Annotated in this window: 26 protein-coding genes; 12 read left to right on the top strand and 14 right to left on the bottom strand. The window is 42.1% G+C overall.

Features of this window, described 5'->3' with window-relative positions:
- Position 1 precedes the first annotated feature (1 nt).
- Positions 2-1,792 carry a family 16 glycoside hydrolase gene (locus tag G9X62_RS01920; RefSeq protein WP_223131131.1) on the bottom strand — a complete coding sequence of 597 codons (1,791 nt, stop codon included), beginning with the start codon at positions 1,790-1,792 and terminating at the stop codon, positions 2-4.
- Positions 1,793-1,939: 147 nt separating this feature from the next.
- Here G9X62_RS01920 and G9X62_RS01915 point away from each other — a divergent pair, with 147 nt between their 5' ends.
- The 7 genes from G9X62_RS01915 to G9X62_RS01885 all read left to right on the top strand — a co-directional run bounded on the left by G9X62_RS01915 (position 1,940) and on the right by G9X62_RS01885 (position 8,026).
- The gene (locus tag G9X62_RS01915) at positions 1,940-2,995 is read left to right on the top strand and encodes a sensor histidine kinase (protein WP_223131130.1); all 1,056 of its coding nucleotides are present in this window, start codon (positions 1,940-1,942) and stop codon (positions 2,993-2,995) included.
- A 3-nt stretch (positions 2,996-2,998) separates the two neighbouring features.
- Positions 2,999-3,751 carry a LytR/AlgR family response regulator transcription factor gene (locus G9X62_RS01910; RefSeq protein ID WP_223131129.1) on the top strand — a complete coding sequence of 251 codons (753 nt, stop codon included), beginning with the start codon at positions 2,999-3,001 and terminating at the stop codon, positions 3,749-3,751.
- 34 nt (positions 3,752-3,785) lie between these two features.
- Positions 3,786-5,279 carry a lipopolysaccharide biosynthesis protein gene (locus G9X62_RS01905; protein WP_223131128.1) on the top strand — a complete coding sequence of 498 codons (1,494 nt, stop codon included), beginning with the start codon at positions 3,786-3,788 and terminating at the stop codon, positions 5,277-5,279.
- On the top strand, positions 5,276-5,605 hold the full coding sequence (locus G9X62_RS01900; protein WP_223131127.1) for a hypothetical protein: 330 nt from the start codon (positions 5,276-5,278) through the stop codon (positions 5,603-5,605). Before G9X62_RS01905 ends, G9X62_RS01900 begins: the two co-directional genes overlap by 4 nt.
- Positions 5,602-5,892: a cell division protein ZapA gene (locus tag G9X62_RS01895; protein ID WP_223131126.1), complete on the top strand. Its 291-nt coding sequence runs from the start codon at positions 5,602-5,604 to the stop codon at positions 5,890-5,892. Before G9X62_RS01900 ends, G9X62_RS01895 begins: the two co-directional genes overlap by 4 nt.
- Positions 5,893-5,949: 57 nt before the next feature.
- On the top strand, positions 5,950-7,533 hold the full coding sequence (gene rny / locus G9X62_RS01890; protein ID WP_223131125.1) for a ribonuclease Y: 1,584 nt from the start codon (positions 5,950-5,952) through the stop codon (positions 7,531-7,533).
- 61 nt (positions 7,534-7,594) lie between these two features.
- Entirely contained in the window at positions 7,595-8,026 is a 432-nt protein-coding gene (locus G9X62_RS01885; RefSeq protein WP_223131124.1) for a GNAT family N-acetyltransferase, read from the top strand.
- A 48-nt stretch (positions 8,027-8,074) separates the two neighbouring features.
- On the opposite strand, the gene bioB is transcribed toward G9X62_RS01885, so the two are convergent.
- From bioB to G9X62_RS01870, 3 genes are read right to left on the bottom strand one after another with little or no spacing between them, the layout of a single operon-like run.
- Positions 8,075-9,094, bottom strand: a complete 1,020-nt coding sequence (bioB, locus tag G9X62_RS01880) for a biotin synthase BioB (protein WP_223131123.1) — start codon at positions 9,092-9,094, stop codon at positions 8,075-8,077.
- A gap of 13 nt (positions 9,095-9,107) precedes the next feature.
- Positions 9,108-10,877, bottom strand: coding sequence for a signal peptide peptidase SppA (gene sppA, locus G9X62_RS01875; RefSeq protein ID WP_223131122.1), 1,770 nt, complete (start codon positions 10,875-10,877; stop codon positions 9,108-9,110).
- 22 nt (positions 10,878-10,899) lie between these two features.
- The gene (locus G9X62_RS01870) at positions 10,900-11,517 is read right to left on the bottom strand and encodes an inorganic pyrophosphatase (RefSeq protein ID WP_223131121.1); all 618 of its coding nucleotides are present in this window, start codon (positions 11,515-11,517) and stop codon (positions 10,900-10,902) included.
- Between the two features lie 101 nt (positions 11,518-11,618).
- Between G9X62_RS01870 and def the strand changes: the two genes are divergently transcribed.
- Entirely contained in the window at positions 11,619-12,191 is a 573-nt protein-coding gene (gene def, locus G9X62_RS01865; protein WP_223131120.1) for a peptide deformylase, read from the top strand.
- Between the two features lie 8 nt (positions 12,192-12,199).
- Entirely contained in the window at positions 12,200-14,632 is a 2,433-nt protein-coding gene (gene pheT, locus G9X62_RS01860) for a phenylalanine--tRNA ligase subunit beta (protein ID WP_223131119.1), read from the top strand.
- Here pheT and ffh read toward each other — a convergent pair whose 3' ends face one another.
- On the bottom strand, positions 14,633-15,967 hold the full coding sequence (gene ffh, locus G9X62_RS01855) for a signal recognition particle protein (protein WP_223131118.1): 1,335 nt from the start codon (positions 15,965-15,967) through the stop codon (positions 14,633-14,635).
- A 200-nt stretch (positions 15,968-16,167) separates the two neighbouring features.
- On the opposite strand from ffh, the gene G9X62_RS01850 reads away from it, so the two are divergent.
- Positions 16,168-17,397, top strand: coding sequence for an isocitrate dehydrogenase (NADP(+)) (locus tag G9X62_RS01850; RefSeq protein WP_223131117.1), 1,230 nt, complete (start codon positions 16,168-16,170; stop codon positions 17,395-17,397).
- Positions 17,398-17,639: 242 nt separating this feature from the next.
- Here G9X62_RS01850 and rplI read toward each other — a convergent pair whose 3' ends face one another.
- The 4 genes from rplI to G9X62_RS01830 form a co-directional block, all read right to left on the bottom strand.
- Positions 17,640-18,083 carry a 50S ribosomal protein L9 gene (rplI, locus tag G9X62_RS01845; protein ID WP_223131116.1) on the bottom strand — a complete coding sequence of 148 codons (444 nt, stop codon included), beginning with the start codon at positions 18,081-18,083 and terminating at the stop codon, positions 17,640-17,642.
- A gap of 36 nt (positions 18,084-18,119) precedes the next feature.
- Positions 18,120-18,371: a 30S ribosomal protein S18 gene (gene rpsR / locus G9X62_RS01840; protein ID WP_130894912.1), complete on the bottom strand. Its 252-nt coding sequence runs from the start codon at positions 18,369-18,371 to the stop codon at positions 18,120-18,122.
- Between the two features lies 1 nt (position 18,372).
- A complete protein-coding gene (gene rpsF / locus G9X62_RS01835) occupies positions 18,373-18,735 on the bottom strand; it encodes a 30S ribosomal protein S6 (protein ID WP_130894911.1) in 363 nt (120 codons plus the stop codon).
- Between the two features lie 93 nt (positions 18,736-18,828).
- Positions 18,829-19,803: a hypothetical protein gene (locus G9X62_RS01830; protein WP_223131115.1), complete on the bottom strand. Its 975-nt coding sequence runs from the start codon at positions 19,801-19,803 to the stop codon at positions 18,829-18,831.
- A gap of 97 nt (positions 19,804-19,900) precedes the next feature.
- Here G9X62_RS01830 and G9X62_RS01825 point away from each other — a divergent pair, with 97 nt between their 5' ends.
- Entirely contained in the window at positions 19,901-20,578 is a 678-nt protein-coding gene (locus tag G9X62_RS01825; RefSeq protein WP_223131114.1) for a YggS family pyridoxal phosphate-dependent enzyme, read from the top strand.
- Here G9X62_RS01825 and greA read toward each other — a convergent pair.
- Entirely contained in the window at positions 20,575-21,048 is a 474-nt protein-coding gene (gene greA / locus G9X62_RS01820) for a transcription elongation factor GreA (RefSeq protein ID WP_223131113.1), read from the bottom strand. The genes G9X62_RS01825 and greA overlap by 4 nt on opposite strands.
- Before the next feature lie 195 nt (positions 21,049-21,243).
- On the opposite strand from greA, the gene fmt reads away from it, so the two are divergent.
- The gene (gene fmt, locus G9X62_RS01815; RefSeq protein WP_223131112.1) at positions 21,244-22,161 is read left to right on the top strand and encodes a methionyl-tRNA formyltransferase; all 918 of its coding nucleotides are present in this window, start codon (positions 21,244-21,246) and stop codon (positions 22,159-22,161) included.
- Here fmt and G9X62_RS01810 read toward each other — a convergent pair.
- From G9X62_RS01810 to G9X62_RS01795, 4 genes are read right to left on the bottom strand one after another with little or no spacing between them, the layout of a single operon-like run.
- On the bottom strand, positions 22,158-23,063 hold the full coding sequence (locus G9X62_RS01810; protein ID WP_223131111.1) for a M15 family metallopeptidase: 906 nt from the start codon (positions 23,061-23,063) through the stop codon (positions 22,158-22,160). The two genes, fmt and G9X62_RS01810, sit on opposite strands and share 4 nt — an antisense overlap.
- On the bottom strand, positions 23,060-23,686 hold the full coding sequence (locus tag G9X62_RS01805; RefSeq protein WP_223131110.1) for a LysM peptidoglycan-binding domain-containing protein: 627 nt from the start codon (positions 23,684-23,686) through the stop codon (positions 23,060-23,062). The genes G9X62_RS01810 and G9X62_RS01805 overlap by 4 nt, the downstream gene beginning before the upstream one ends.
- A complete protein-coding gene (purE, locus tag G9X62_RS01800; protein ID WP_223131109.1) occupies positions 23,686-24,177 on the bottom strand; it encodes a 5-(carboxyamino)imidazole ribonucleotide mutase in 492 nt (163 codons plus the stop codon). Before purE ends, G9X62_RS01805 begins: the two co-directional genes overlap by 1 nt.
- 10 nt (positions 24,178-24,187) lie before the next feature.
- Positions 24,188-25,321 carry a 5-(carboxyamino)imidazole ribonucleotide synthase gene (locus tag G9X62_RS01795; RefSeq protein ID WP_223131108.1) on the bottom strand — a complete coding sequence of 378 codons (1,134 nt, stop codon included), beginning with the start codon at positions 25,319-25,321 and terminating at the stop codon, positions 24,188-24,190.
- Positions 25,322-25,357: the final 36 nt, after the last annotated feature.

The following is a 25,357-nucleotide window of genomic DNA, read 5'->3' as shown; positions in this document are numbered from 1 at the left end:
GTTACCAAATCAAGTCATAAGTGAATTGTGCCCCAGAAAATGGCACACGAATCTGTTGAGCACCGGAAGCTATTTTCAATAGTTCAGCAGTGGCCCCTTTCCATTCGATAAAGTTACCTGGTTGCGAAGCCAGGCCATTTTGTAAGATGGACAAATGATGTCCGGTGGCTAAAACAGCCTCTACATCGGTCTTTTGCGGACTTGCACCTACTAAGGTCAGCGTACGCTTTAACCCATTTCCTGCTGGCTGAATGCGATCTTCTACACGTAACTTCGCCGCTGTCCATTCGTACATAAAGATGGGACGTCCCGCCTCTAAACGATATCCTTTATAGACTAAATCCGTTGAATCTGCTTGCGCTTGATGCGCTAAGGCTAAGGGGAATTTCCCGTCTTGAATGACCGTTAAACCCAAAGGCTCTGAAGTCTGAGGCTCGCCTCGGTTGTCCCACATTTGGGTGGCATCTAGGAATTTACCTCGCCAAACTTGAAGAATCGCTCCTTGTTTTAAGTCATAACTGTAATGCAATCCAGCAGGGTCACCTACGTGAATCACGTGCGTCTTTTTCTTTCCTTGATGAAAGGCAAATGAACGCTGCAACACAGGTTCTGCATTCGCTTTCACCTCGATAAGACCTACCGCATCAGGATCTAACAAAGACGTTCTTTCGTGAAGGGAAACCAAACGAGAGCCGATGCGCTTCACATGTAAGCCTAAGGCCTTAGGTCCCCAAGGGAAATCCTTGATATGAATAATTTCCAGTTGATGTTTTCCTGCTTTCAAAAAAGTGGACGCCGGCACCATCTCATTGAACCAATGAGCCCCTTGATTAAGCACCTTTCCGTCAATTTTTAATTCACCAGAACCTGTCCAATAGGTTTGAAACTCGTAATTATCATCCTCCGGAATCGTCAATTCAGCTTTGTAATGAATCAAATAATCATTGTTTACTGGAATAACGCGGTACGTCAAGGCAGGCAATTTACCTGAAGAAGCTGGCTTTGTTGTAGGAACAATTGGGTCGGTAAATTTACCCGTGTAATAGTCATAAGAAACCTCTCCTAGAGAAGCCGTTGGTTTTTCATAGGTCTCAAAACGCAAGTTTCTAAACGCTACCGGACCATGATCGCCTTGGATTAGAACAGGGCCAAATGGCGCTTCTTTATCGAAAATCGCTCCGCGTGTCATACCCGATACTTCAATATTTTCCTGTACGACTAAACCGTTCAAGATCACTTTTTTGAAGATGGCATTGGCAATTTTTTTACCGTTTGCATCGAATCGAGGAGCTTGAAAATCGATTTCTAAAGTCTGCCATAAACCTGGGGCTTTGCTAGCGTTTTGGCGTGGTGCATAGCCCTCATATCCTTCCTTTCCTTTTCCTCTTGCGTCATCCCAACGCTCATAAATACCACCGCAGTCATCATATTTTACGGTTTTCTTACCCCAAGAATCGTACAATTGTACCTCGTAACGACCTTGCAAATAAATGCCTGAATTCATTCCTCTAGGCAACATAAAGTCGACTAATAAACGGATGTCGCCGTGCTGCATTTTGGACTTCAAATCATCTGTACGATGGTACTTTCCGCCTCTCAACGTATTAACCAAAACACCACTACCAGGACTTACCTGAAAAAGGGTATCCGAATACTTAGCAAAAACAGCCTGCTCGATTGTCCAGTTCTTACTAGGCTGATCAAAAGCAGACAAATCTGTGAGGGGAATCGATTGCTGAGCCCAAGCACCTAATGGCGAGGCAAGTAGCAACGAAAAGAGCAATTTTTTCATTTTGAAAAGATAGGTTTAGACAAATCTACCTAAAACCATTTAGCCAATTCATCGGCACATTCAGGACAGTGGTAGAAAATATACTGGAAATATAAGGAAGATTCTCTTAATTTGAATTCGCTGAATACAAAAAGCAACATAAAACCCATGATAAATAAATCGTCTACATTCAGGAATCTGTTATTACACCTGTTTTTTTGGGCTTTCCTGATTGCACTTCCTATCCTGCTAGGACCGAATACGAATTCCACTAACCCAGAGGAAATTCGACGTTCCTATTTTTGGATCTTCTACATGACCAGTTTTACGGTCATCAATATCCCCTTCTTCTATTTAAATACGGAGATCCTTCTTCCTAAGTTATTGAGAGCTAAAGGTGTCATTATTTACCTCTTAACCCTCATCGGCGCCATTGTGTTTATGCTTTGGATCCACGAGGAATTGTTTCATTGGGCTTACTCGCAATTCTTCCCTGGAAATCATTCGGGAGGCGGAGCTCGAAGAGGAGCCTTGATGCGAATGATTTTCCAATTATTGTTCTATGCAGCCATCGGAACCTCTTATCGACTGATTTCGGATCGAATGAAAGAAGATGAGCAGGTCAAAGAACAAGAAAATGAGCGATTGAAATCCGAGCTTTCTTTTTTACGCTCTCAGATCAGCCCACATTTCATGTTCAATGTATTGAATAGCGTGGTTTCCTTGTCACGCAGAAAACCGGAAATGGTTGAGCCCGTGGTGGTGAAATTGTCTGAATTAATGCGCTATATGATTTACGAGACGAATGATTCGATCGTTCCTATCAGCAAGGAATTAGTGTATTTAGAAAGCTATATTGACCTACAGAAGATTCGCTTTGGAGATGACATTGAGATTAACTTTGCACACGAATTAGGGCCAAAATCAAGCCATATCGAGCCTATGTTATTGATTCCTTTTGTTGAAAATGCTTTTAAGCATGGGGTGGGATTCATTGAAAATCCGACGATTGAAATTGAATTAAAAGACAGTTCATCAGAACTTTATTTTAGAGTAGCTAATAAAAAAGGAACGGTGATAAATGAGACGAAAGACGAGAGTTCGGGTATAGGCCTAGCGAATGTAAAAAGACGTTTAGAATTGCTATACCCTACAAATCACCAATTGCAAGTCAAAGATTCTGGCTCTGATTTTATCATCACACTAACCATTCAACACGTCTAAGCTATGTCAGAAGAAAATCTAGTGGAAATCCCGGGTACCATTTTGAAGTGTATGGCGGTAGATGATGAGAGTTTAGCTTTGGACTTAGTCGAAGATAATATCTCCAAAGTTCCCTTTTTACAACTCGTGAAACGCTGCCGAAACGCGATGGAGGCCGTGGAATACTTAGAGAATAATCCTGTTGATTTATTATTCCTAGACATTCAAATGCCGGGAATGACTGGATTGCAATTTCTGGAAAGTTTAACCACTAAACCCATGGTCATTTTCGTGACCGCCTACCAACAATATGCCTTAGATGGTTTTAATTTAGATGTCATCGATTATGTCTTAAAACCAATCAATTTTGAGCGTTTCCTAAAGGCTAGCCATAAGGCACTTGACTATTACAAGAGCAAACAACTCCTTCATAAACCTGCCGAAGCTCCTAAATTAGAGTTCATTTTCATTCACGCGGATTACTCCTTAATGAAGATTATGCTCGAAGATATTCTTTATATCGAGGGCTTGAAAGATTACATTAAAATCCACCTAAGAACCCAAAAATTTCCGGTAGTTTGTCGCATGACGATGAAATCTATTGAGGAAAAATTACCGTCCACCGATTTTATTCGAGTACATAAATCGTTCATCGTTTCACTCAGCAAAATGGAGTCGATTCGCAGCCAAAAAATCAAAATAGGCGAGAACCACATTCCGATCAGCGAAAGTTATTCTGAGCATTTTTACCAAATCATCGGCTATCAAAAGCAATAAATTGTAACTTTGAGAATTGACCGAACATTTACGCATGTCCATTCTTAAAAAATTAGCTGGCGAAACACTTTCCTATGGATTCAGTACAATCCTAGGACGCTCCCTGAATTTTTTATTGGTTTTTATCCACACCGCCGCCTTTATGCCGGCTGCCTTGGGCGTTAATGTGAAACTCTACGGGTATGTGGCCATTGCGAATATCATCTACACATACGGAATGGAAACGGCTTATTTTCGCTATGCGAAAGAGGCCCCAGAACGCTATTATAATATCATTTTAACAGCAATTATCTTAACATCGGGCTTGTTCACGCTTGGTTTATTTGTCTTTGCAGACCCTTTAATGGCGCAACTCGGATACGAAGGTAAAGGTCAATTCATGCGCTGGCTTGCTTTGATTTTAGCCATTGATGCGGTGACGGCGATCCCTTTCGCCCGTTTAAGACTGGAACGTAAAATTCAATTATTTGTCAAGGCAAAAATCGTTTCCATCCTGATTAATGTGGGGTTAAATCTCTTCTTTTTGGCTCTGTTAAAACCCATGCATGAAGGTCATTGGGGACCTGCTTTTTTACAGAATCTCTATTTCCCTAGCATCGGAGCCGGCTATATTTTTCTGGCTAATTTGCTCGCAAACGCTAGTCTCTTTTATTGGTTACGCTCCTCTTTTGCGGATTTCAAATGGACTTGGGATGGCGCCGAAATGAAGAAATTGTGGGTCTACTCCTACCCCATCATGTTCATGAGTTTAGCGGCGATGTTTAATTTAATGTTTGACCGTTTATTACTGGAGGAGTTTTTACCAGCAGGATTTTATCCGGGTAGAAGTTCGGAAGACGCCTTGGGGATTTATGGCAATTGCTACAAACTTTCTGTGTTCATGAGTTTAGCGATCCAAGCTTTTAAGTACGCAGCAGAGCCATTCTTCTTAGGCTCTAAATCAGCGGAAAACTCACAGTCTAATTTAGCACTCGTGAGCCATTGGTTTGTGATAGTTTGCTTGATTTTATGGGTAGGTGTGAGTTCAAATTTATTCTGGATTCAGGGACTATTTTTGCGTCAATCCATCTATTGGGAGGGCATTAGAGTGGTGCCTGTTCTTTTGTTAGCGAACTTGTTTTTAGGAGTGTATTACACGCAGTCTGTTTGGTTTAAAAAGACGAATAGAACCTATATGGGAACAATCATTACGGTCACTGGTCTAGCCGTTACGCTGATCGGGAATGTCATTTTTATCCCCATCTATGGCTATATGGCTTGTGCCTATTCTTTCTTAACTTCAGCCATCGTGATGACTTTATTGTGTTATGTAGGGGGCCAAAAATTCGACCCAGCACCCTACCGCTGGATGGCCGCCATTGTATACATCAGTTTAGGAGTAATTGCTATTCAGTCAGGTTCTATCTTAGCCAGTTTACAAATTCCGTTATTCATCAGTCAGAACATCGGATTTATTTGTATTTTGGCCATTATATTAATCAAAGAATTCTCCTGGAGAAACGGAAAACCTAGCTTAGCCCTGAAATGAAAAGTGAATTAAAAATGCAATACCTGAACCTCAAGCTGAAGATCAGCGGGATGGTGGCGCGTTTACACGAATTTCAAGGCACATTGGTCCAAAAACAGGCTGAACTCGAAGATCTCCAGCAAAAGCTAGCCCTGAAATCAGAGGAACTTGTTAAAACTCAAAGACGGCTAAAAGAATTGGAGAAAAACTTTAAAAAATCAGATAATTTCGCTAAAATTGTAGCTAGTACAGATAACACAGCAGTTCCCACCGCTGAGTTGAAACAAAAGTTAGAAGAATATATTACAAAAATAGATCATTGCATTGACCAATTACGCAATCCATGAATCCTAAAATCCCTTGTAATCTACTGGTAGGCATACAAAGTATCGCCTTAAAGGTTAGTCCAAGTGAGGAGGCTTACGTACGAAATGCAGCATCATTAGTGAACAAACTGGTTCGTTATTACGAACGAGAAACAAATAGTTCAGATCCCGCAGCCGTGATGGCGATGGTGGCACTCGATTTAGCCATGTGTGGTTTGAAATTTGACGCAGAACACAATTCACTCCAGGACGACGTTTTGGAAGAAAACAATGAATTGTTATCTCTTGCGGCTGAGTTCACAGTATAATTTTCCTTTTCTTTCGATTTTTCCGGGGACTAATGTATAAACACACATTCGTTCTATATGTCCACGATATTAACCTTTATTATCCCTCTAATTGCTGCGGCTGGAGGGTTATTTGCCGGAAAAGTATTCTACTCAAAGGTAAATAAAAACATCGAAGGGGATGCTCAACGCAAAGCGGAAGACATCCTAAAAAATGCAGAAATCACTGCAGAAAACATCAAGAAAGACCGTATGCTAGAAGCGAAGGAAAACTTCCTACGTCTTCGCGCTGAGTTCGAAGAAGAGTCCCAAAACAAAAAAGGAATTCTGTTAGAAAACGAGCAAAAACTACGCGAAAAAGAGCGCGTATTAGCGCAACAAGCGGAGCAACAACGCACCGCAGAACAAGAACTACATTCCGCGAAACAAAGCGTTCAAGCGAAGGAAGAGAACTTCCGCAAGAAGCTAGAAGACGTAGAAAAGAAACGCGAAGAAGCGGAGGCAATGCTGGCGAACCAGATCAGCCAATTAGAGAAAATTGCAGGTCTTTCTGCTGACGAAGCGCGCCAACAAATTATGGATGCCTTGAAGGCTGAGGCAGAATCGAAAGCGAGTTCTTTAGTGAAACAAGCGATCGAAGAAGCGAAATTAACAGCTACGAAAGAAGCGAAGAAAGTCGTGATTGAAACAATTCAACGTACGGCAGCTGAAAATGCGATTGAAAACTGCGTATCTGTTTTCAATATTGAATCAGACGATATCAAGGGTAAAATCATTGGTCGTGAAGGTCGTAACATTCGTGCGCTTGAAGCGGCAACAGGTGTGGAATTCATCGTAGATGATACGCCAGAAGCGATCATTATTTCAGGTTTCGATCCAGTTCGTCGTGAGATTGCTCGTTTGTCTTTGCACCGTTTGGTACAAGATGGTCGTATCCACCCAGCTCGTATTGAGGAGGTTGTGAATAAGACCCGTAAGAACATCGACGATGAGATCATCGAAATCGGAGAAAAAACCGTAATTGATCTAGGGATTCACGGCTTACACCCAGAATTAATTAAGATGGTGGGACGTATGCGTTTCCGTTCATCTTATGGCCAAAACCTATTGCAACACTCGCGCGAAGTCGCGAAGCTTTGTGCAACGATGGCGGCTGAATTAGGATTGAATGCGAAACTAGCGAAGCGTGCAGGTCTATTGCATGATATTGGAAAAGTTTGGCATGAAGAGCCAGAACTTCCTCACGCATTGCTAGGAATGGAACTGGCTCAGAAATACAAAGAGCATCCAGAGGTATGTAATGCGATTGGAGCTCACCACGATGAATGTGAGATGACTTCTATGATCTCTCCTATCATTCAGGTGTGTGATGCGATTTCTGGTTCACGTCCAGGTGCACGTCGCGAGATGATGGAGTCGTACATGAAACGTCTTCGTGATTTAGAAACATTAGCTACCTCATTCGATGGTGTTCAGAAGTGCTATGCGATCCAAGCGGGTCGTGAGCTTCGTATCATGGTCGATTCAGAGAACGTAAGTGACGAAAAAGCGTCGAACTTATCATTTGACATTTCTCAGAAAATCGAGAAAGAGATGCAATATCCTGGTCAAATCAAAGTAACGGTGATTCGCGAAATGCGCGCCGTGAACTTTGCAAAATAGGATCGAAATCGAGTATATTTATGGCGCCACCCTGCGGGTGGCGCCATTTTTTTTACAAACCATGCTAGAAATAAAATCCCCCCAAACCGACTCTGACTGGAAAGCCTATTACGCCTTGCGGTTTAGCGTATTAAGAGAGCCTTGGAACCAACCTTTAGGTTCAGAAGTTTTGGCAGATGAGGACAAAGCTATTCATGCCATCGCAGTGGAAAACGAAGAAGTTCTGGGAGTTGCGCGTATGCATGAGTCCGCTGAAAAGCAAGGCCAGGTGCGTTGTGTCGCAACAGCTACCGAAGCTCAGGGCAAGGGAATCGGGAAAGCCATTATGGCTTATTTAGAAGAAAAAGCAAAGCAAAAAGGCTGGACCGAAATCGTATTAGAAGCAAGGGAAAATGCGGTAGCCTTTTACCAGGCGATTGGGTATTCGATCGTTGCGGAATCCTATCTGTTGTTCGGAGAAATCCAACATTACCGGATGCAGAAAAGCCTATAAAAAAAGCGCTACCTCTTTCGAAATAGCGCTTCAGTTAGGTTTGCAAAACTAGTGCTTGTGCTCTAAGCCTTGCGCACTGGGAATCTGATTAAATTCAATCCCTGATTTACGTGCATCTTTGAAGGCTTCCTTCGGCTTGATGCTCAAGATTTGGAATAATTCCGCATCTGATTTCGTATCGGGATTAGGCGTCGTTAATAAGACATCACCAGAGAAAATCGAATTCGCACCTGCCATAAAGCAGAACGCTTGGCCTTCATAGTTCAATTCTAAACGACCCGCTGACAAACGAACAGCTGATTTAGGCATCATGATTCTAGCTGTGGCGATAACACGGACTAAATCCCAAACAGACGCCGTCTTTTGATTCTCAAAAGGTGTTCCCTCTACTGGAACTAGATTGTTTACCGGAACTGATTCAGGGTGCTCAGGTAAATTCGCTAGCGTCAAAAGCATTCCGATGCGATCTCCGGCACTTTCGCCCATACCGATGATTCCACCTGAACAAACTGATAATTTTGCTTTACGTACGTTTCCTAGCGTCTCTAAACGATCATCGTAGGTACGCGTTGAGATAACATCATCGTAATATTCCTCACTCGTATCGATATTGTGGTTGTAGGCATAAAGACCCGCATCCTTTAATTTCTGCGCTTGCTCTTCAGATAACATCCCTAACGTACAGCAAACTTCCATCCCTAGCGAGTTCACTCCTTTTACCATGTCTAGCACCCGGTCAAAGTCCTTGTTATCACGCACTTCGCGCCAAGCCGCTCCCATGCAGAAGCGAGAACTTCCGCTATCTTTCGCACGATTAGCTGCCTGAATAACCTCCTCGTAAGGAAGTAATTTTTGCACTTTCACGTTCGTGTGGTAGCGAGCTGCCTGCGAACAATAAGAACAATCCTCTGGGCAACCACCCGTTTTGATGGAAAGCAAGGTCGAGATTTGTACCTCATTCGGATCAAAATTCTCGCGGTGTACTGTCGCAGCTTGATAGACCAAATCCAAAAAGGGTTGGTTGTATATTTTTTCTACCTCTTCACGAGTCCAATTATTACGTACCATATAAGCTTTATTTCTATTCAAATTCCATTAAATAAGGCATCATTGCTAAGAAGCCTTCTCTCTTTTTCCAACGGTTCACCTCTAAAACAGACGAAGCCCAAGGGATATTTTTAGCTAGCAAACGCTCTGAAAGCGATGTTTCAGAAGTCGCTGAATTCAATAACTCGTCTACGAATGATTTTGCCTTCGGATAGACCGACACCTTATAGGTACCCGGCTTTAATTTCACCTTAGCAGCCGCAATTTCAATTGCCTTATCCAAACCACCTAATTCATCCACTAAGCCCACTTGCTTTGCTTGTGCACCCGTCCAAACACGTCCACCCGCTAACGATTGTAAACGCTGTAGGGTCATCTTACGACCCGCCGCAGCTTTGGTGGTAAACGACAGATAGCCCTTGTTCACCGAATTTTGGACAACTGACTTTTGGAAATCGGTTAAGGCCCCAGCCGAATTCATAAAATTCGAATTTGCATGCGTATTCACGTGATCCTGCGTGATACCTAAGGTATTTTTCAAGAAATTATCCACATTAAACCAGGCCGCAAAGATTCCAATCGAACCTGTAATTGTCGTAGGTTGTGCCACAATCACATCCGTTCCCATTGCCATGTAATAGCCGCCAGAAGCTGCATAATTCGACATAGACGAGATAATCGGTTTTACCTTCTTAGTCAATTCAATCTCGCGCCACATGATATCAGACGCTAAAGAAGATCCTCCTGGAGAATCAATGCGAAGCACGATCGCTTTGACTGATTTACTCTCACGTAATTTCTTCAATTCTTTTACGAAATCATCTGAGCCAATATTTCCCTCTGAAGCTCTCGTTCCAGAAATCTCTCCCTCGGCCACTAAAACCGCAATTCGATCCTTTCCTTCAACCTCATCAATCGGATTTTTTGCCTTCAAATAATTATTCACCGACACATAAATCACTTTCTCTTTCTCGCCAGAGGCTTTCTTTAATAAAGCCTCAAACTCATCCCAATATCCTTGCTTCACCATTCCTAATTTCTCTGCATTAGAAGGTTCAAAAGCCTGTAAACTATCAGCAATTTGATCTAATTTACGTACCGGGATATTTTTAGAACGAGCAATTTTATCAAACACATACGTGTTAATTGATTGTAAGAATGAGGATGTCTGTGCCTTATTTTCTTCGCTCATGTCCTCCCGAATAAATGGCTCAACCGCTGACTTATAGGTACCTACTCGGAACACTAAAGGTTCTATTTCTAATTTGTCTAACGCTTTCTTGTAAAACGTATATTGAACACTAATACCGTTAAAATCCAATAAACCATTTGGATTTAAATAGGTCTTATCCGCCACAGATGAAATGTAATAGCCCTTTTCTGTATATGAATTCGCATAAGCATAGACGAATTTGCCAGACTTTTGGAACTTCTGAATCGCCTCCCGAATCTCGGAAAGCTGAGCATATCCTGCGATCGGAAAACTAGCATCTAAATAAATACCCTTGATTTTAGGATCTACTTTCGCGCGCTCTAACGCTGACAAAACCTGAATTAATCCCAAATTTTCTGGCGGTGCAAAATACAAATCCGTAAGTGCCGCAAATGGATTATCCTCCGGCGTCGCATTTTCTACAATCGGGCGATTCAAATCCAGTTTTAAAACGGAGTTATCTTTCAAATCATACACCTCATCTGAACTACCGATGGCGGCACCTACACCAGCCAAAAGCAATAAAGAGACGATTGCAAAAAGAAAAAGTCCTACAACAGTCGCTAACGAATACTTGACAAATTGCCACATAGCTTATTTATATTAAGGTTTACTAACCAAAGTTTTTACGGTAATCCTCGCGCGCCTGGCGAATTACTTCAAACGCCACCTCGCGACCATAAATATCATCAATATCTACCGCATTTGAGGTAGTTTCTCCTGGCAACATTTTGTACGTCCAGAAATAATGTCTCAAGCGCTCCACAATATCTTTAGGCGCATCCGCAATGTCTTTCCATTTGCCATAAATCGGATCATCCTTTAACACCGCAATGATTTTATCATCCGCCTCACCCTTATCAATCATGCGAATTCCCCCAATCGGAATCGCCTGACATAAAATATCTCCGTGCGTAATCGCACGCTCTGAAAGCACTAAAATATCCAATGGATCGCCATCCCCTCTTTCAATATCCTTACCAGAATACTTACGCGCTAATTCCGCGATACCGTCAGAACAATAGGTTTGCGGCAAAAAGCCATATAAAGCCGGAACAATGTTCGAGAATTTCTGCGGGCGGTCAATCTTTAAATATCCCGTTTGCTTGTCAATCTCGTATTTTACTGTGTCCGTAGGAACAATTTCAATAAACGCGGTCACTAATTCAGGCATTTGGTCACCTATTTGAACGCCATGCCAAGGATGTGCCTTAAAGAAGTTTCTATTCATAATCTTTTTATTAAATCTTACTTAGGTTAAAAATCCCTGCAAATTACGAAAAACAAAGGATAAATTCTGCTAAATTTGTTGTTTGCATTGCGCTAATAGACATGATTTATCCAATTATACCCTACGGGGACCCTGTTTTAAGAAAAGTCGCATCCCCTATTGAATTAGGGAGCATCGATTTAATCAAATTATCGGAAGATATGTTTGAGACCATGTATGCGGCTAGCGGCGTTGGTTTAGCTGCGCCTCAGATCGGCATGGACATTCGGTTGTTTGTGGTGGACGGCCGTCCCATGAATGAGGGAGAAAAAGACGAGGATGTGGATGAGTCATTAATTGGATTTAAGAAAGTGTTTGTGAATCCGACTATTTTGGAAGAAACAGGCGACGAATGGGGATTCGAGGAAGGATGTCTTTCAATCCCAGGTATTCGCGGCGAAGTTTATCGCCCAGAATACGTGAAAATTCACTATTGGACTGAGCAAGGCGAAGAAAGAACGGATGTATTCGAAAGCTTAGCAGCTCGCATTATCCAACATGAATACGATCATATCGAAGGTATTTTATTCACAGATCATTTGAATCCAGTGAAAAAACGCCTCATCAAAAATAAGTTAAGTGATATCACGAGAGGAAAAGTTTCCGTGGATTACAAAATGAAGCTTACTCGTTAATTAGACAGATGAAAATTTCCCTTAATTGGTTACGCGATTTTATTGATATTTCGAAGCTTCCTGCACAAGGCAGCCCAGAAGAATTAGACGTTTTATTAACAAACACCGGACTTGAAGTGGAAGGTATTGAGCCTCATGATAAGATTCCTGGTGGATTGAAAGGTTTCGTAGTAGGTGAAGTTTTAACCTGCGAAAAATTCGAAGTGAAAGAGAAGACCTTAAGCCTGACGACGGTAGACGCAGGTTTGGACGAAATATTTACCATTGTTTGTGGCGCTGCGAATGTAGCAGCTGGCCAAAAAGTGATCGTCGCCACTCCTGGCACCCAGTTATACGACAAAGAAGGCAAAGAATTATTCAAAATTGAGAAGCGCAAAGTCTACGGACAGCCTTCCGAAGGAATGATTTGTGCAGAAGATGAAATTGGAATTGGAACCTCACACGATGGTATTTTAGTGTTGGACACTCAGGTGCCTAACGGAACACCGGCCGCATCCTTTTTTGACATCGCAGGAGATTTAGTTTTAGAAATCGGGTTAACACCAAACCGCGCGGACGCTGCCTCTCACTGGGGCGTAGCTCGTGATATTCGTGCCGTAACAGGCCTTCCGATTCAATTGCCATCACCTGCTTTGGTGATCGAAAGTAACGCACATCCCATCACGGTTGAGGTAAAAGACTCCGGTTGTGACCGCTTCTGTGGCATCACGATCGATGGTATTCAAGTAGCCCCTTCTCCAGCTTGGTTACAGGAGCGTTTAGCGGCTATCGGTTTACGTCCCATTAATAACGTGGTGGATATCACGAATTTTATTTGCCATGGATTAGGCCAACCGATGCATGCGTACGATTGGAATGAGATTAAAGGCGGTAAATTAATCGTTGATTCTTTACCAGCTGGAACCGTCTTCAAAACCTTAGACGGAATTGAACGCAAATTAACGGGCGAAGAATTAATGATCTGTGATGCTTCAGCGGCTATCGGCATGGCCGGCGTGATGGGTGGAGAAGATTCAGGCATTAAAGACAGTACCACACGTGTATTTTTAGAAGTCGCTCACTTTAAACCAGAGCGAATTCGTAAAGCAAGCCAAATTCACGGACTTAAAACCGATGCTTCCTTCCGTTTCGAGCGTGGCACGGATATTCAGGCCAAATTATTCGCATTAGAATATGCAGCCCAATTAATTCAAGAAGTAGCCGGCGGAAAAATAACTTCAGAACCGATTGATTATTACCCTACTCAGGTTGAATTAGTAAGCATTCCTGTCAGCGTTCGCCGCGTACAACAATACATCGGCATTGAATTAGCGGCTGAGCGAATCAAGGAAATTTTGACATTGTTAGATTTCAAAATCGAAGCCGATAAAGGCGACGATTTCGTTGCGATCTCTCCAGCTTACCGCGTCGATGTGACCAGAGAGGCTGATATTATCGAGGAAATTTTGCGCATCCACGGTTTGGACAACATCCCGTTATCGGATCATTTAAGCGCGAATTTTATTTCGGAATTCCCTTTGTTAGACAAAGAGCGCGTGCAGTTGAATATCTCACAGATTTTGACGGCCAAAGGCTTCCAGGAAATCATTACCAACTCATTGACGAAAGCCGATGCGCACGCATCGATCGCGAAAGATTTATCATTCGAAACGGTAGAGATTCTAAATCGTCTTTCCGAAGATCTAGGCGTCATGAGACAGCACATGTCATTCGCCGGATTAGAGGTATTAGCACACAATATTAACCGCCGCCAAAAAGATTTGAAAGTCTTTGAATTTGGCAAAACCTACCATAAAAAAGGCGCTAAATACATCGAAAAGAAACATTTAGCTTTATTTACGACGGGTTTATGGGCCGGAGAAACCTGGTCAAGCGCACCTACTAAAACCGCGTTACACCACTTATACCAAGTCAGTATTGAGTTAATGCGCTCATTAGGTGTAACAGAGTTCGAGACCGATACGATCGAGAATTCGAGTGTTTTTGCCTTTGGGTTGCGCATTTCCATCAATAAGAAAGCTTGTCTAGAAGTAGGGATGATTCACCCGAATTTAGCCAGCAAATGGGAGGTAAAACAAGACGTTTTCTTCGCTGATTTCGACTGGGATTACTGGGTGAAGCAAGAAAAGGCAGACTTCGTCTACCAAGAAATTTCTAAATTCCCAGAGGTGCGTCGTGACTTATCACTTGTCGTCGACAAAACGGTTAGCTACCAAGCGATTCGCAAACTAGCAGAGCAATACGAGAAGAATTTACTGAAAAACGTATCGATATTCGACGTCTACGAGGGTAAAAACCTAGGCGAAGGCAAGAAGGCCTATTCCGTGAGCTTTACGCTACAGGATGAGTCTCAAACCTTAACAGATAAGGTGATTGAGTCCACGATGGATCGCTTAATGAAAGGATTCGAGAAGGAAATAGGAGCGCTAATTCGAAAATAATTAGCGCTTGAACATGCCTCCTAAATTAGGCATCTTCATCTTTCCATCTTGAACCTTGTTCATCATCTTCATCATTTTGCGCATGTCTTCGAACTGTTTCAACAGGTTATTCACCTCTTGAATCGATGTTCCTGAACCTGCTACAATACGATTCTTGCGGGATGGGTTCAAAATATCTGGATTCTGACGCTCCTTCGGAGTCATCGAACTGATAATCGCTTCAATCGGCTTGAAGGAATCATTGGAAATATCCACATCTTTCACTGCCTGACTCATTCCCGGCACCATACCCATCAAATCCTTGATGTTACCCATCTTCTTGATTTGTTGTAGTTGTGCGTAGAAATCCTCAAACGTAAAGTTGTTTTGGCGTATCTTCTTATTTAATCGAGCTGCTTCATCTTCGTCAAAAGCCTGCTGCGCACGCTCCACTAAAGACAACACGTCACCCATTCCTAGGATACGGTTCGCCATACGATCAGGATAGAACTGATCCAAGGCCTCCATTTTCTCCCCTGTAGAAATGAATTTAATCGGTTTATCAACAATTTGACGGATAGAGAGGGCCGCACCACCGCGAGAATCCCCATCTAATTTCGTTAAGACAACGCCATCAAAATTTAATCGATCATTAAAGGTCTTCGCCGTATTCACCGCATCTTGACCCGTCATCGAATCCACAACGAATAAAATCTCCGTCGGTTTAATCGCCTCCTTGACAGCTGCGATCTCGTTCATCATCGCCTCATCCACCGCTAAACGACCCGCCGTATCGACGATGACTACTTTTTTACCCATCTTACGGGCATAAGACAAAGCGTTCTCCGCGATGCTTACTGCATTCTTATTTTCAGGCTCAGCGTAAACTTCCACCCCTACCTGCTCTCCCAATACTTTCAATTGGTCAATCGCCGCTGGACGGTAAATATCGCAGGCTACTAATAGTACATTGCGTCCCCCTTTTTTTATGTATTGAGCTAATTTACCTGAGAAAGTCGTCTTACCAGAACCTTGTAAACCAGCAATCAAAACGACTGACGGATCACCTTTTAGGTTAATGTCCTGCTTTTGGCCACCCATTAACTGGGTTAATTCTTCGTGAACAATTTTAATCAATAATTGACCAGGCTCTACGGCAATGAGGATTTTTTGGCCCATCGCCTGATCCTTAATTCGATCCGTGATTTCTTTCGCTACCTTATAGTTAACGTCCGCATCCATTAAGGCGCGGCGAATTTCCTTCACCGTTGCAGCAACGTTAATATCCGTAATTCTACCGTTCCCTTTCAGGGTACGCATAGCAGTGGTCAACTTCGAACTTAAATTCTCAAACATAGTATCTAAAAAAAGGACTGCAATTTACGCTTTTTCAGGCAAATTTTAATCAAATAAAGAGCTTGAACTTTCCGTGCCTATTTGGCAAGAAAAAATATCCACTATTTTGACAAAAATACCCCAAAATAATGGAGGAAAAAAGATTTAGTCTTTACCTTTGCAAGATTAACACAACCTATCAAAATATTGATATAACAAAAATGGAAAAAATTAAAGTTGCCAACCCAGTCGTTGAATTAGACGGCGATGAGATGACTCGAATTATCTGGAAATTCATCAAGGATAAATTAATCTTGCCTTATTTAGATCTAGACATTAAATACTATGATTTAGGCGTAGAATACCGCGATGAGACGAATGACCAAGTAACCATCGAAGCAGCTGAGGCAATCAAAAAATACGGTGTAGGTATCAAATGTGCTACCATCACTCCAGATGAGGCTCGTGTAGCTGAATTTGATTTGAAGCAAATGTGGAAATCACCTAACGGAACGATTCGTAACATCCTAGATGGTACTGTTTTCCGTGAGCCAATCGTTTGTGCTAACGTTCCTCGTTTAGTTCCTAACTGGACTGCTCCTATTATGATCGGTCGTCACGCGTTCGGTGATCAATACCGTGCAACTGACTTCGTAACCAAAGGAAAAGGTAAATTAACGGTTACATTCCAACCAGAAGATGGTGGTGCAGCTCAAACGTTCGAAGTATACAACTTCAAAGGAGATGGCGTTGCAATGACCATGTACAATACGGATGAATCGATCAAAGGTTTTGCACACTCTTGCTTTAACATGGCATTGAGCAAAGGCTGGCCTTTGTATTTATCGACTAAGAATACAATCTTGAAGAAATACGATGGTCGTTTCAAAGATATCTTCGAAGAAATCTACCAAGCAGATTACAAAGCAAAATTCGATGCTGCAGGTATCGTTTATGAGCACCGTTTGATTGATGACATGGTTGCATCTGCGTTAAAGTGGAATGGTAACTTTGTTTGGGCTTGTAAAAACTATGATGGAGACGTTCAGTCTGATACCGTTGCGCAAGGTTTCGGTTCATTAGGTTTAATGACGTCTGTATTAATTACGCCAGACGGAAAAGTAATGGAAGCGGAAGCGGCTCACGGAACGGTGACTCGTCACTACCGCGATCACCAAGCTGGAAAGCCTACTTCTACGAATCCAATCGCATCTATCTTCGCTTGGACACGTGGTTTAGAGTTCCGTGGTAAATTAGATAACAATGCGGCTTTGATTAATTTCTGCCAAACATTGGAAAAAGTATGTGTTGCGACAGTGGAGTCAGGTAAAATGACTAAAGACTTAGCGGTTTGTATTCACGGTAACAAAGTCACTCACGGAGAGCACTACTTATACACAGAAGAGTTCTTAGAGGCTTTAGATACGAATTTGAAGGCTGCGTTAGCGTAGTTTTCGCTTCGCAAAAACTGACGCTAGTATTCAGTAGCTAGTAACCAGTAGTCAGTAAGTAAAAAGAGTCAGAACTAGGTCCTGACTCTTTTTATTTTACCCTATACCTATTTCTGTCTACTGACAACAGACTACTGTTTACTGACTACTGTCCACTGTCCACTGTTTTTTGGGGGCTTGGGCCCAAAAAAAATCGCGCCGATTGCTCAGCGCGATTCCTTCTTATCGTTTTGTTTCAAATACTATTCTGAAACCACAGAGAAAGTAATCTTGTGTTTTACTTCTTTGTGTAAGTCAAGCGTAGCAGCGTAATCGCCAATAGTCTTCACTTCTGTATCGAATGAAATCTTCTTACGATCGATATCGAAACCTTTTTCTTTCAACATTTCTGAAATTTGAAGGCTAGTCACGCGACCAAAGATTTTTCCGCTATCACCTGTCTTCGCAGGAATAGTTAATGTCATTTCACCGATAGCTGTAGCTAAATCGAATGCATCTTGACGAACTTTCTCCACTTTGTGAGCAGCTTGCTTGATGTTTTCCGCTACAACCTTGCGGTTAGACGGAGTCGCCATGATAGCGAAACCTTGTGGAATTAAGTAATTACGACCGTAACCAGCTTTCACTGCAACGATATCGTTTTTGTAACCTAATCCAGCAATATCTGTTTTTAATATAATTTCCATCTTATGTTTACAATCAAATGTTTATTGGATAAGGTACTATTTTAAACCGTCAGCCACGTAAGGCATCAAAGCCAAGTGACGAGCACGCTTGATAGCTTGTGCCACACGGCGTTGGAATTTCAAAGAAGTTCCTGTGATACGACGAGGTAAAATTTTACCTTGCTCATTCACTAACTTCAATAAATAATCAGGGTTTTTGAAATCGATGTATTGAATACCAGATTTCTTGAAACGGCAATACTTCTTGCGGTTTCCGTTCTTATCTACAGGTTCGTTAACTAGTGTCATATTATGCTTCTGTTTTTTCTGGTTTTCTACCTACTAATCCTTTTCTCTTTTTTTCGTTATAAGCTAATGCGTGCTTATCTACCGCTAGGGTTAAGAAACGAATAACGCGCTCATCACGCTTGTATTCTAATTCTAATTTAGCGACTAAAGTAGGAGCTGCTGCAAATTCGAAAATTTGATAGTATCCAGTGTGCTTGTTCTGAATCGGGTAAGCTAACTTACGTAAGCCCCAAGCGTCTTCATGAACGATTTGCGCACCGTTTTCTACCAACAGATTCTTGAATTTCTCAACAGTGTCCTTTGTCTGTTGTTCAGACAAAACGGGAGTTAAAATGAACACCGTCTCATAGTTTTTTAATTCCATAAAAAAATTGTTGTTTAAAAACTGGTAAAAATTTGGACTGCAAAGGTACGAATATTCCTTCACAATCAAAACGTTAACAACAAAATTTTAGGATTAGCGCACTTCGAAGGTTCCTAGCCCGATCAAATAGCCCTCCGCATAAAGCTCAATTTCGTGCTTGCCTGCTTTAAAACCATTTGGTCTAGAATAGATAAACTCCACCGATTGGTGGTTGTTTTCATAGAAAATACGCTGGCGACTGGTGAATGTTAGTTCGCGACCTTTGAAATCAAAGGTGCCGGAGCCTAAATTATAATCCGAAATCGTTGTCCCTGTAGGTTCAATGATACGTAGGAACACCGTTTTGATCTCTTTATTAGCAAGCGTATTTTCCTGCAAATGGAACATCACGCGAATTTTATCGACTTTGCGCGCCTTTTGGTTATTTACTGAAGATTCTTTCCCTCGCGAAGAAATGGCATATACATTCACCCCTTCAGCACGTAAGGCCGCGGCAGCGCTTACCTTTTCGGTTAATTCCTTATTTCGAATTTCAAGTACGCGGGACTTTTCACTTAGTTCTCTTTCCTTTAGGCCAAAGGTTTTGCTCGAATCCTCAAGCGCCTTTTGGATGTTAACCAATCCTACTTTTAGAATCTGGGCTTCGCGGCTTAGGGAATCGTTTCGTAGAATTAGAACGACGTTCTCTTTCTTTAATTTTTTAATTTCCGCATCCTTCTGGCCTAATAGATGTAAATAGTAGCTTAATTTCTTTTGGAATTCTGCTGGATCGATATCACTCAAATGCTTTTGATCGCCTAAGATTTGGGCTTTTGCCTTTTCTAGTTCATTTACCTTACCGCCTAGTTTTTTGATTTGGACCAAACGTAAATTCAATTGCTCCGCGACTGAATCTAGCTTCACTTGTGCATTTTCCACAAATTCTGCTTGAGAAGGCTGAAAGAATCGATCAAGCAACCCAAACTTGTCTACTACAATATAGGCGATCAAAAAGAAAACCAATAGCGTTAACCAGGTCACTCGACGCTTCAATCCACTTTCGTTTTCCCTCGAATTATCCGATTCCATTTATTTGCTTTATTTAATCTTTTACTCTTGAATCAAAAATAATAAATTAATTTTAATATTATTTTTTAGTCCAAACAAAATTTAGCCTTTCCGCCCTATGGCCATCGCAGAACAAATTTCCTTGATTAACAAGCAATTAAACGACAGCGCCGCTCGACTTATTGTGGTAACTAAGACTAGAAGCATCGAGGAATTGAAAGAAACCTATGCGGCAGGGGCAATTGAATTTGGGGAAAACCGGGTGCAAGAGATGGTCGAAAAGCAGGCGGTGTTGCCTGGGGACATTCTTTGGCATCAAATAGGACACTTACAGACGAACAAAGTAAAGTATATCGCACCGTTCGTACACCTGATTCACTCCGTAGATTCGCTGAATATATTGAAGGAAATCAATAAGCAAGGGGCGAAAAATAACCGCATCATCAACTGCCTCTTGCAAATTTTCATTGCGACCGAGGAGAGTAAGTTTGGATTAGATTTCAAGGAAGCCGAAGCCTTGTTAGCAGATGCCTCTTTTGCAGAGATGAAACACATCCGCATAGTGGGTTTAATGGGGATGGCGAGTTTCACGGCAGATGAGAAGCAGATTCGACGCGAATTCAAGAGCCTGGCGGATTTTTTCCAACAGCTTAAAAACAACAAAACCGCTGTTTCGACCGGTCTTGTAGAATGGACTGAATTGTCCATGGGTATGTCTGGTGATTATTTGATCGCCGCTGAACTAGGGGCTACCTTAGTTCGAGTGGGTTCTGCGATCTATGGTCCTCGTCACTAGCGGGTTAAGGACATAATCTCAAATTCTAGCTTTCCAGCTGGAGCTGTGATTTCTGCTAAGTCACCTACTTTCTTACCTAATAAACCTTTTCCAAACGGAGACGAAACTGAGATTTTTCCCGCTTTCAAGTCTGCCTCTTCTTCTGAAACGATGGTATAAGTGAAAGTGGCGCCGTTTTTTGTGTTCTTAATTTGAACGATTGAATAGATAGATACGACCGATAAGTCGATTGTAGATTCATCCAAAACACGTGCTACTGAAATAATTTCCTCCATTTTAGAGATCTTCAATTCCAATAAACCTTGTGCATCTTTCGCCGCATCGTACTCTGCGTTCTCACTTAAATCGCCTTTATCGCGCGCTTCTGCGATTTGTTTGGCCATATCTGAACGACCTGTAATCTTCAAATAATGTAATTCCGCTTTTAATTTATCTAGCGCCTCTGCCGTGTAATATTGAAACTTTGCCATACTCTTTTTAGGGTTTTACCTCAGTGCTTAAAAACAAAATAGAACGGCCTCCGACCGTTCTACCTAATTTATTTGTAGTTTTGTTTCGGATTCGTAACTAAAGTTTTTGTTTTTCTAACAGCACGTAAGGGTTGTTTTGTAGACGACAAAGATAATAAAAATTCAGACGGATTCCACAAACAATCAAGATCAAGGATGCGGATTATATTTTTTGGAACCCCGGAGTTTGCAGTGGCGAGTTTACAAGCCTTAGTCGAAGCTAAAATGGACGTGGTCGCCGTGGTGACTGCACCTGACAAGCCCGCTGGCCGTGGACAACAGATTCAGTCCTCACCTGTTAAAGTGTACGCAGAATCTGTTAATCTTCCTGTTCTGCAACCTGCTAAACTGAAAGAACCTGCGTTCCTAGAAGAATTAGCCTCATATAAAGCAGATCTACAGATTATTGTAGCCTTCCGAATGCTACCAGAAGCGGTTTGGAATATGCCGCCCATGGGCACGTTTAATTTACACGCCTCCTTACTTCCACAGTACCGCGGAGCAGCGCCCATTCACTGGGCAGTGATTAACGGGGAAACTGAAACGGGCATTACAACCTTCTTTTTACAACACGAAATCGACACGGGGGACTTATTGTTCCAAGAAACAGAAGCGATTTCCGAAACTGATACGACAGGCGAACTTTACGAACGCTTAATGAATAAGGGTGGTGCATTAGTGGTCAAAACAGCTAAGGCAATCGAATCCGGAGATATTCACCCCACTCCACAACAAGAAATCGCAGCGCTAAAATCAGCCCCTAAATTACAACGCAGTACCGGTGAGGTACATTGGACGCGTACTGGAAGCGATATCGTGAATTTAGTGCGTGGAATGCATCCTTTCCCAGGAGCTCACACGGAATTTCAAGGTAAAAATTGCAAGTTAATTGGGGTAGAATTTCACCCAGAAATCATACCTGATTTAGGAGAGGGTGTTTGGGATACGGATCAAAAAACGTTTTTACGCGTAGGCTGCAAAGATGGCTACATCAATATTCTGGAATGGCAAATGGAGGGTAAAAAGCGATTGAAAATCGAGGACTTTTTACGCGGATATAATTTCAATTTCTAGTCAAGTTTCCAACGACCCGTTGAATAAAAATAGCCATAGGAGCCTTTTTGTATGAAAATATAATCTTCTCGTAGGTTGGCTAATACGGTAATGGTATACGGTTTCAACTGGAGATCCGAAGCAGACGCAGGAAAAGGAATCGCTTGAGAGCAAGCACAAGGTTTATTTTCACGCAACTTATTTAATTCCGTTAATAAATCACGGGAATCCTCCACTAACTCTTCTCGGCCTAAATCCACCTTTTTGAAATAATTACGTTCGTAGGCATTTTTAAAAGGTTCGTATTCCAAAGCAACCTCAGGATATTTCTGAATCAAACTCGCCGAATTCAAAAATGCCTGAATATGGCCCGGATCAGGGAAACCGACAAAATCACCACCCCAATACATGCCAATTTCTTTCGCTTTGTACCCGTACTGATCATAGATCATCCCCCTTTTTAGGTATCTACCTTTGCGGTAGATCGCACCATCCGCGGCTAAACCGAAGTTATGAAAAGAGATAAAGGCTTTGGAAAAGCCCTTCTTCTGCAAGGCTAATTGCTGCTTCTTGTTTCGAGTAGTCGAGGTATATTTTAGACGGTAAGGTGGGTGAATGCGCTTGATTAAACTATCCCTCTTTATTTCAAAGGAATCAATTTCTGAAGCCAATAATTCTGTCCAGGGTTGATGCAATGTTGTAACTTCACGCGTTTCGCGAGAACCATCTGGATTAATGCGTATGAAGATATAATGAGCAACAGAATCACCAGAAAAAGTAGAATCCTGCTGTTTATATAACCACTTAAACTCTTCCCAATCGAGCGATTCAAGTTTAGTAGGCTCACAAATACGAGGCTTCGCATCTTCATCACCAAAACTAAAAAAGAGCCACAAAAGTGGGATTAAACCAATTAAAATCATTTTTTCAAGGGAATGATAAGTACTTCGCCTCGAAGCGTAATATCATCTTTCTTGTGATTCGCATCCATGATCGCCTGTTTACTGACGCCATATTTTTCCGCTACTTTGCGCATAATATCGCCAGGTCCCACCGTATGAATCGCTTGAATCTTTACGTTCAATTTTGTCGAACCGCTTTTAATACCATCCGGATTTACCCCTGGATTTAAAGCTTTTAATTGATCTACTTTTAAGCCAAACTTACGAGCGACAGCCGAAAAGGTCTCCCCTTTTTCGACCGTAATGGCATGTGATTTTCCGGCAGGTGTAGCTACTTCAGGAACTACTTCCGCCTCTGCCTCTTTCTTTTGTTCCGCTAATTGTTCTTCATCAGACTTACTGATTATAGAATCCTTGGGAACGATCAATGAATCTGCTGGATCTTGCGTAGAATCAATCACTACTTGAGACGCCTCTGGCAATACCTCTTCCTCTGGCTCCACAAATTTTTCAGCTTTGATTAATTCATCCTTATCAGGACTGACAAAGTGCTCAAATCCTACAGCGATTAAGCCAACTAAAGTCAATAAAAGAATGCCCAAGGTGATGACGGGCAATTTGCTGCTTTCTTCGTTCTCACTCATTATTTCGAAAATTTAGCTTTTGTTTCTTGGCTCATTTCTGCCACTTTATCTTCTAATTCCGCTTTGTAGGCTGTGTATTTAGTGGCCAAAGCGGCATCTGAAATCGCAAGCATCTGAATCGCTAACAAACCTGCATTTTTAGCTGCATTTAGGGCAACCGTCGCAACGGGAACCCCATTAGGCATCTGTAAAATAGACAAGACTGAATCCCAACCATCCATTGAATTCGATGACTTTACGGGAACGCCAATCACCGGTAAAATAGTCGCCGAAGCCACCATTCCTGGCAAATGCGCTGCTCCACCTGCCCCTGCGATGATAACCTGAATGCCGCGAGACTTTGCTTGCTGTGCATAATTCATCATTTTGACTGGGGTACGGTGTGCCGATACGATATCCACTTCGTAAGCCACTCCAAAATCCTTGCAAACCTGAATGGCCTCTTGCATTACTCCAAGATCCGAGCTACTGCCCATTATAATTCCTACCATAGCTAGCTATTTATGCGATAACGCGTATGCTTTGTTTTACTTGTTCTGCTTTTTGTTCAATCTCTTCGCGGGTTTCTCCCAGCAAAGTGATGTGCCCCATCTTGCGAAAAGGCTTCGTGATTTTCTTTCCGTATAAAAAAGGATGAACGCCGGATATCCCTAATATGGTATCCAAACCTTCGTATTTCGCTGGCCCTGTAAAGCCATCTGCTCCTAATAAGTTCAACATTCCCGAGAAGGAATGCGCTTTCGTATCTCCTAGAGGCAAGCCTGCAATTGCTCTTAAATGCTGTTCGTATTGCGACGTATCGTTTGCGCGGATGGTTTGGTGACCAGAATTGTGTGGTCTAGGGGCGACTTCGTTGATGAGGATTTTACCGTCTTTGGTCAAAAACATCTCTACCGCTAAAACACCCACTAATCCCATTTTATCAATTAAACTTACGGCTATTTCTTTTGCTACCTTCTCAATTTCAGTAGAAATAGCAGCCGGAGAAACGAGGAATTCGACTAGGTTTTGAACCGGATGAAAGACCATCTCCACCGCTGGAAACGCTTTTATTTCTCCTTGCGGATTACGCGCCACAATGACAGCTAATTCCTTATCGAAATCAATCGCCTTTTCTAATAAACCCGGTGCGTCAAAACCTTTAGAGGCATCTGCCGCTGTACCTATATATTGTACGCCTTTCCCATCGTAGCCACCTTTACCTAACTTGTTAAAAGCTGGCAAGAAATCTTCATTTGCTACAATTTCTGCGGAGGATTCGATTAATCTGAAATCAGCGGTTGGGAAGCCGTGAGTTTGGAAAAAGGTCTTTTGAATGCGCTTATCCTGAATCATGCGAAGCAGATGAGGTTGCGGATAGACTTTAATTCCCTCTGCTTCTAATTGCTCCAGCGCTTCGATGTTCACGTGCTCAATTTCGATGCTGATTAAATCGAATTGTTTCCCAAAGTTGTACACCGTATCATAATCCTGGAATGACCCTTGCGTAAACTGGGTCGTCAAGGTGTGACAAGAGGCTTCTGGATCAGGATCAAGGCAAGCAATCTGCAAGTCTAAGTCAATCGCTGCTTGTAACAGCATTCGCCCTAGCTGGCCGCCACCTAATAATCCGATTTTGGGAAGTGATTTAGACATAAATTCGAATTCAATGGGTAAAATTACGGCTTTTGT

Source organism: Aquirufa lenticrescens, assembly GCF_019916085.1.
In the GTDB taxonomy this organism is placed as follows: domain Bacteria; phylum Bacteroidota; class Bacteroidia; order Cytophagales; family Spirosomataceae; genus Aquirufa; species Aquirufa lenticrescens.
This window is presented reverse-complemented; position numbering and strand designations above follow the sequence as displayed.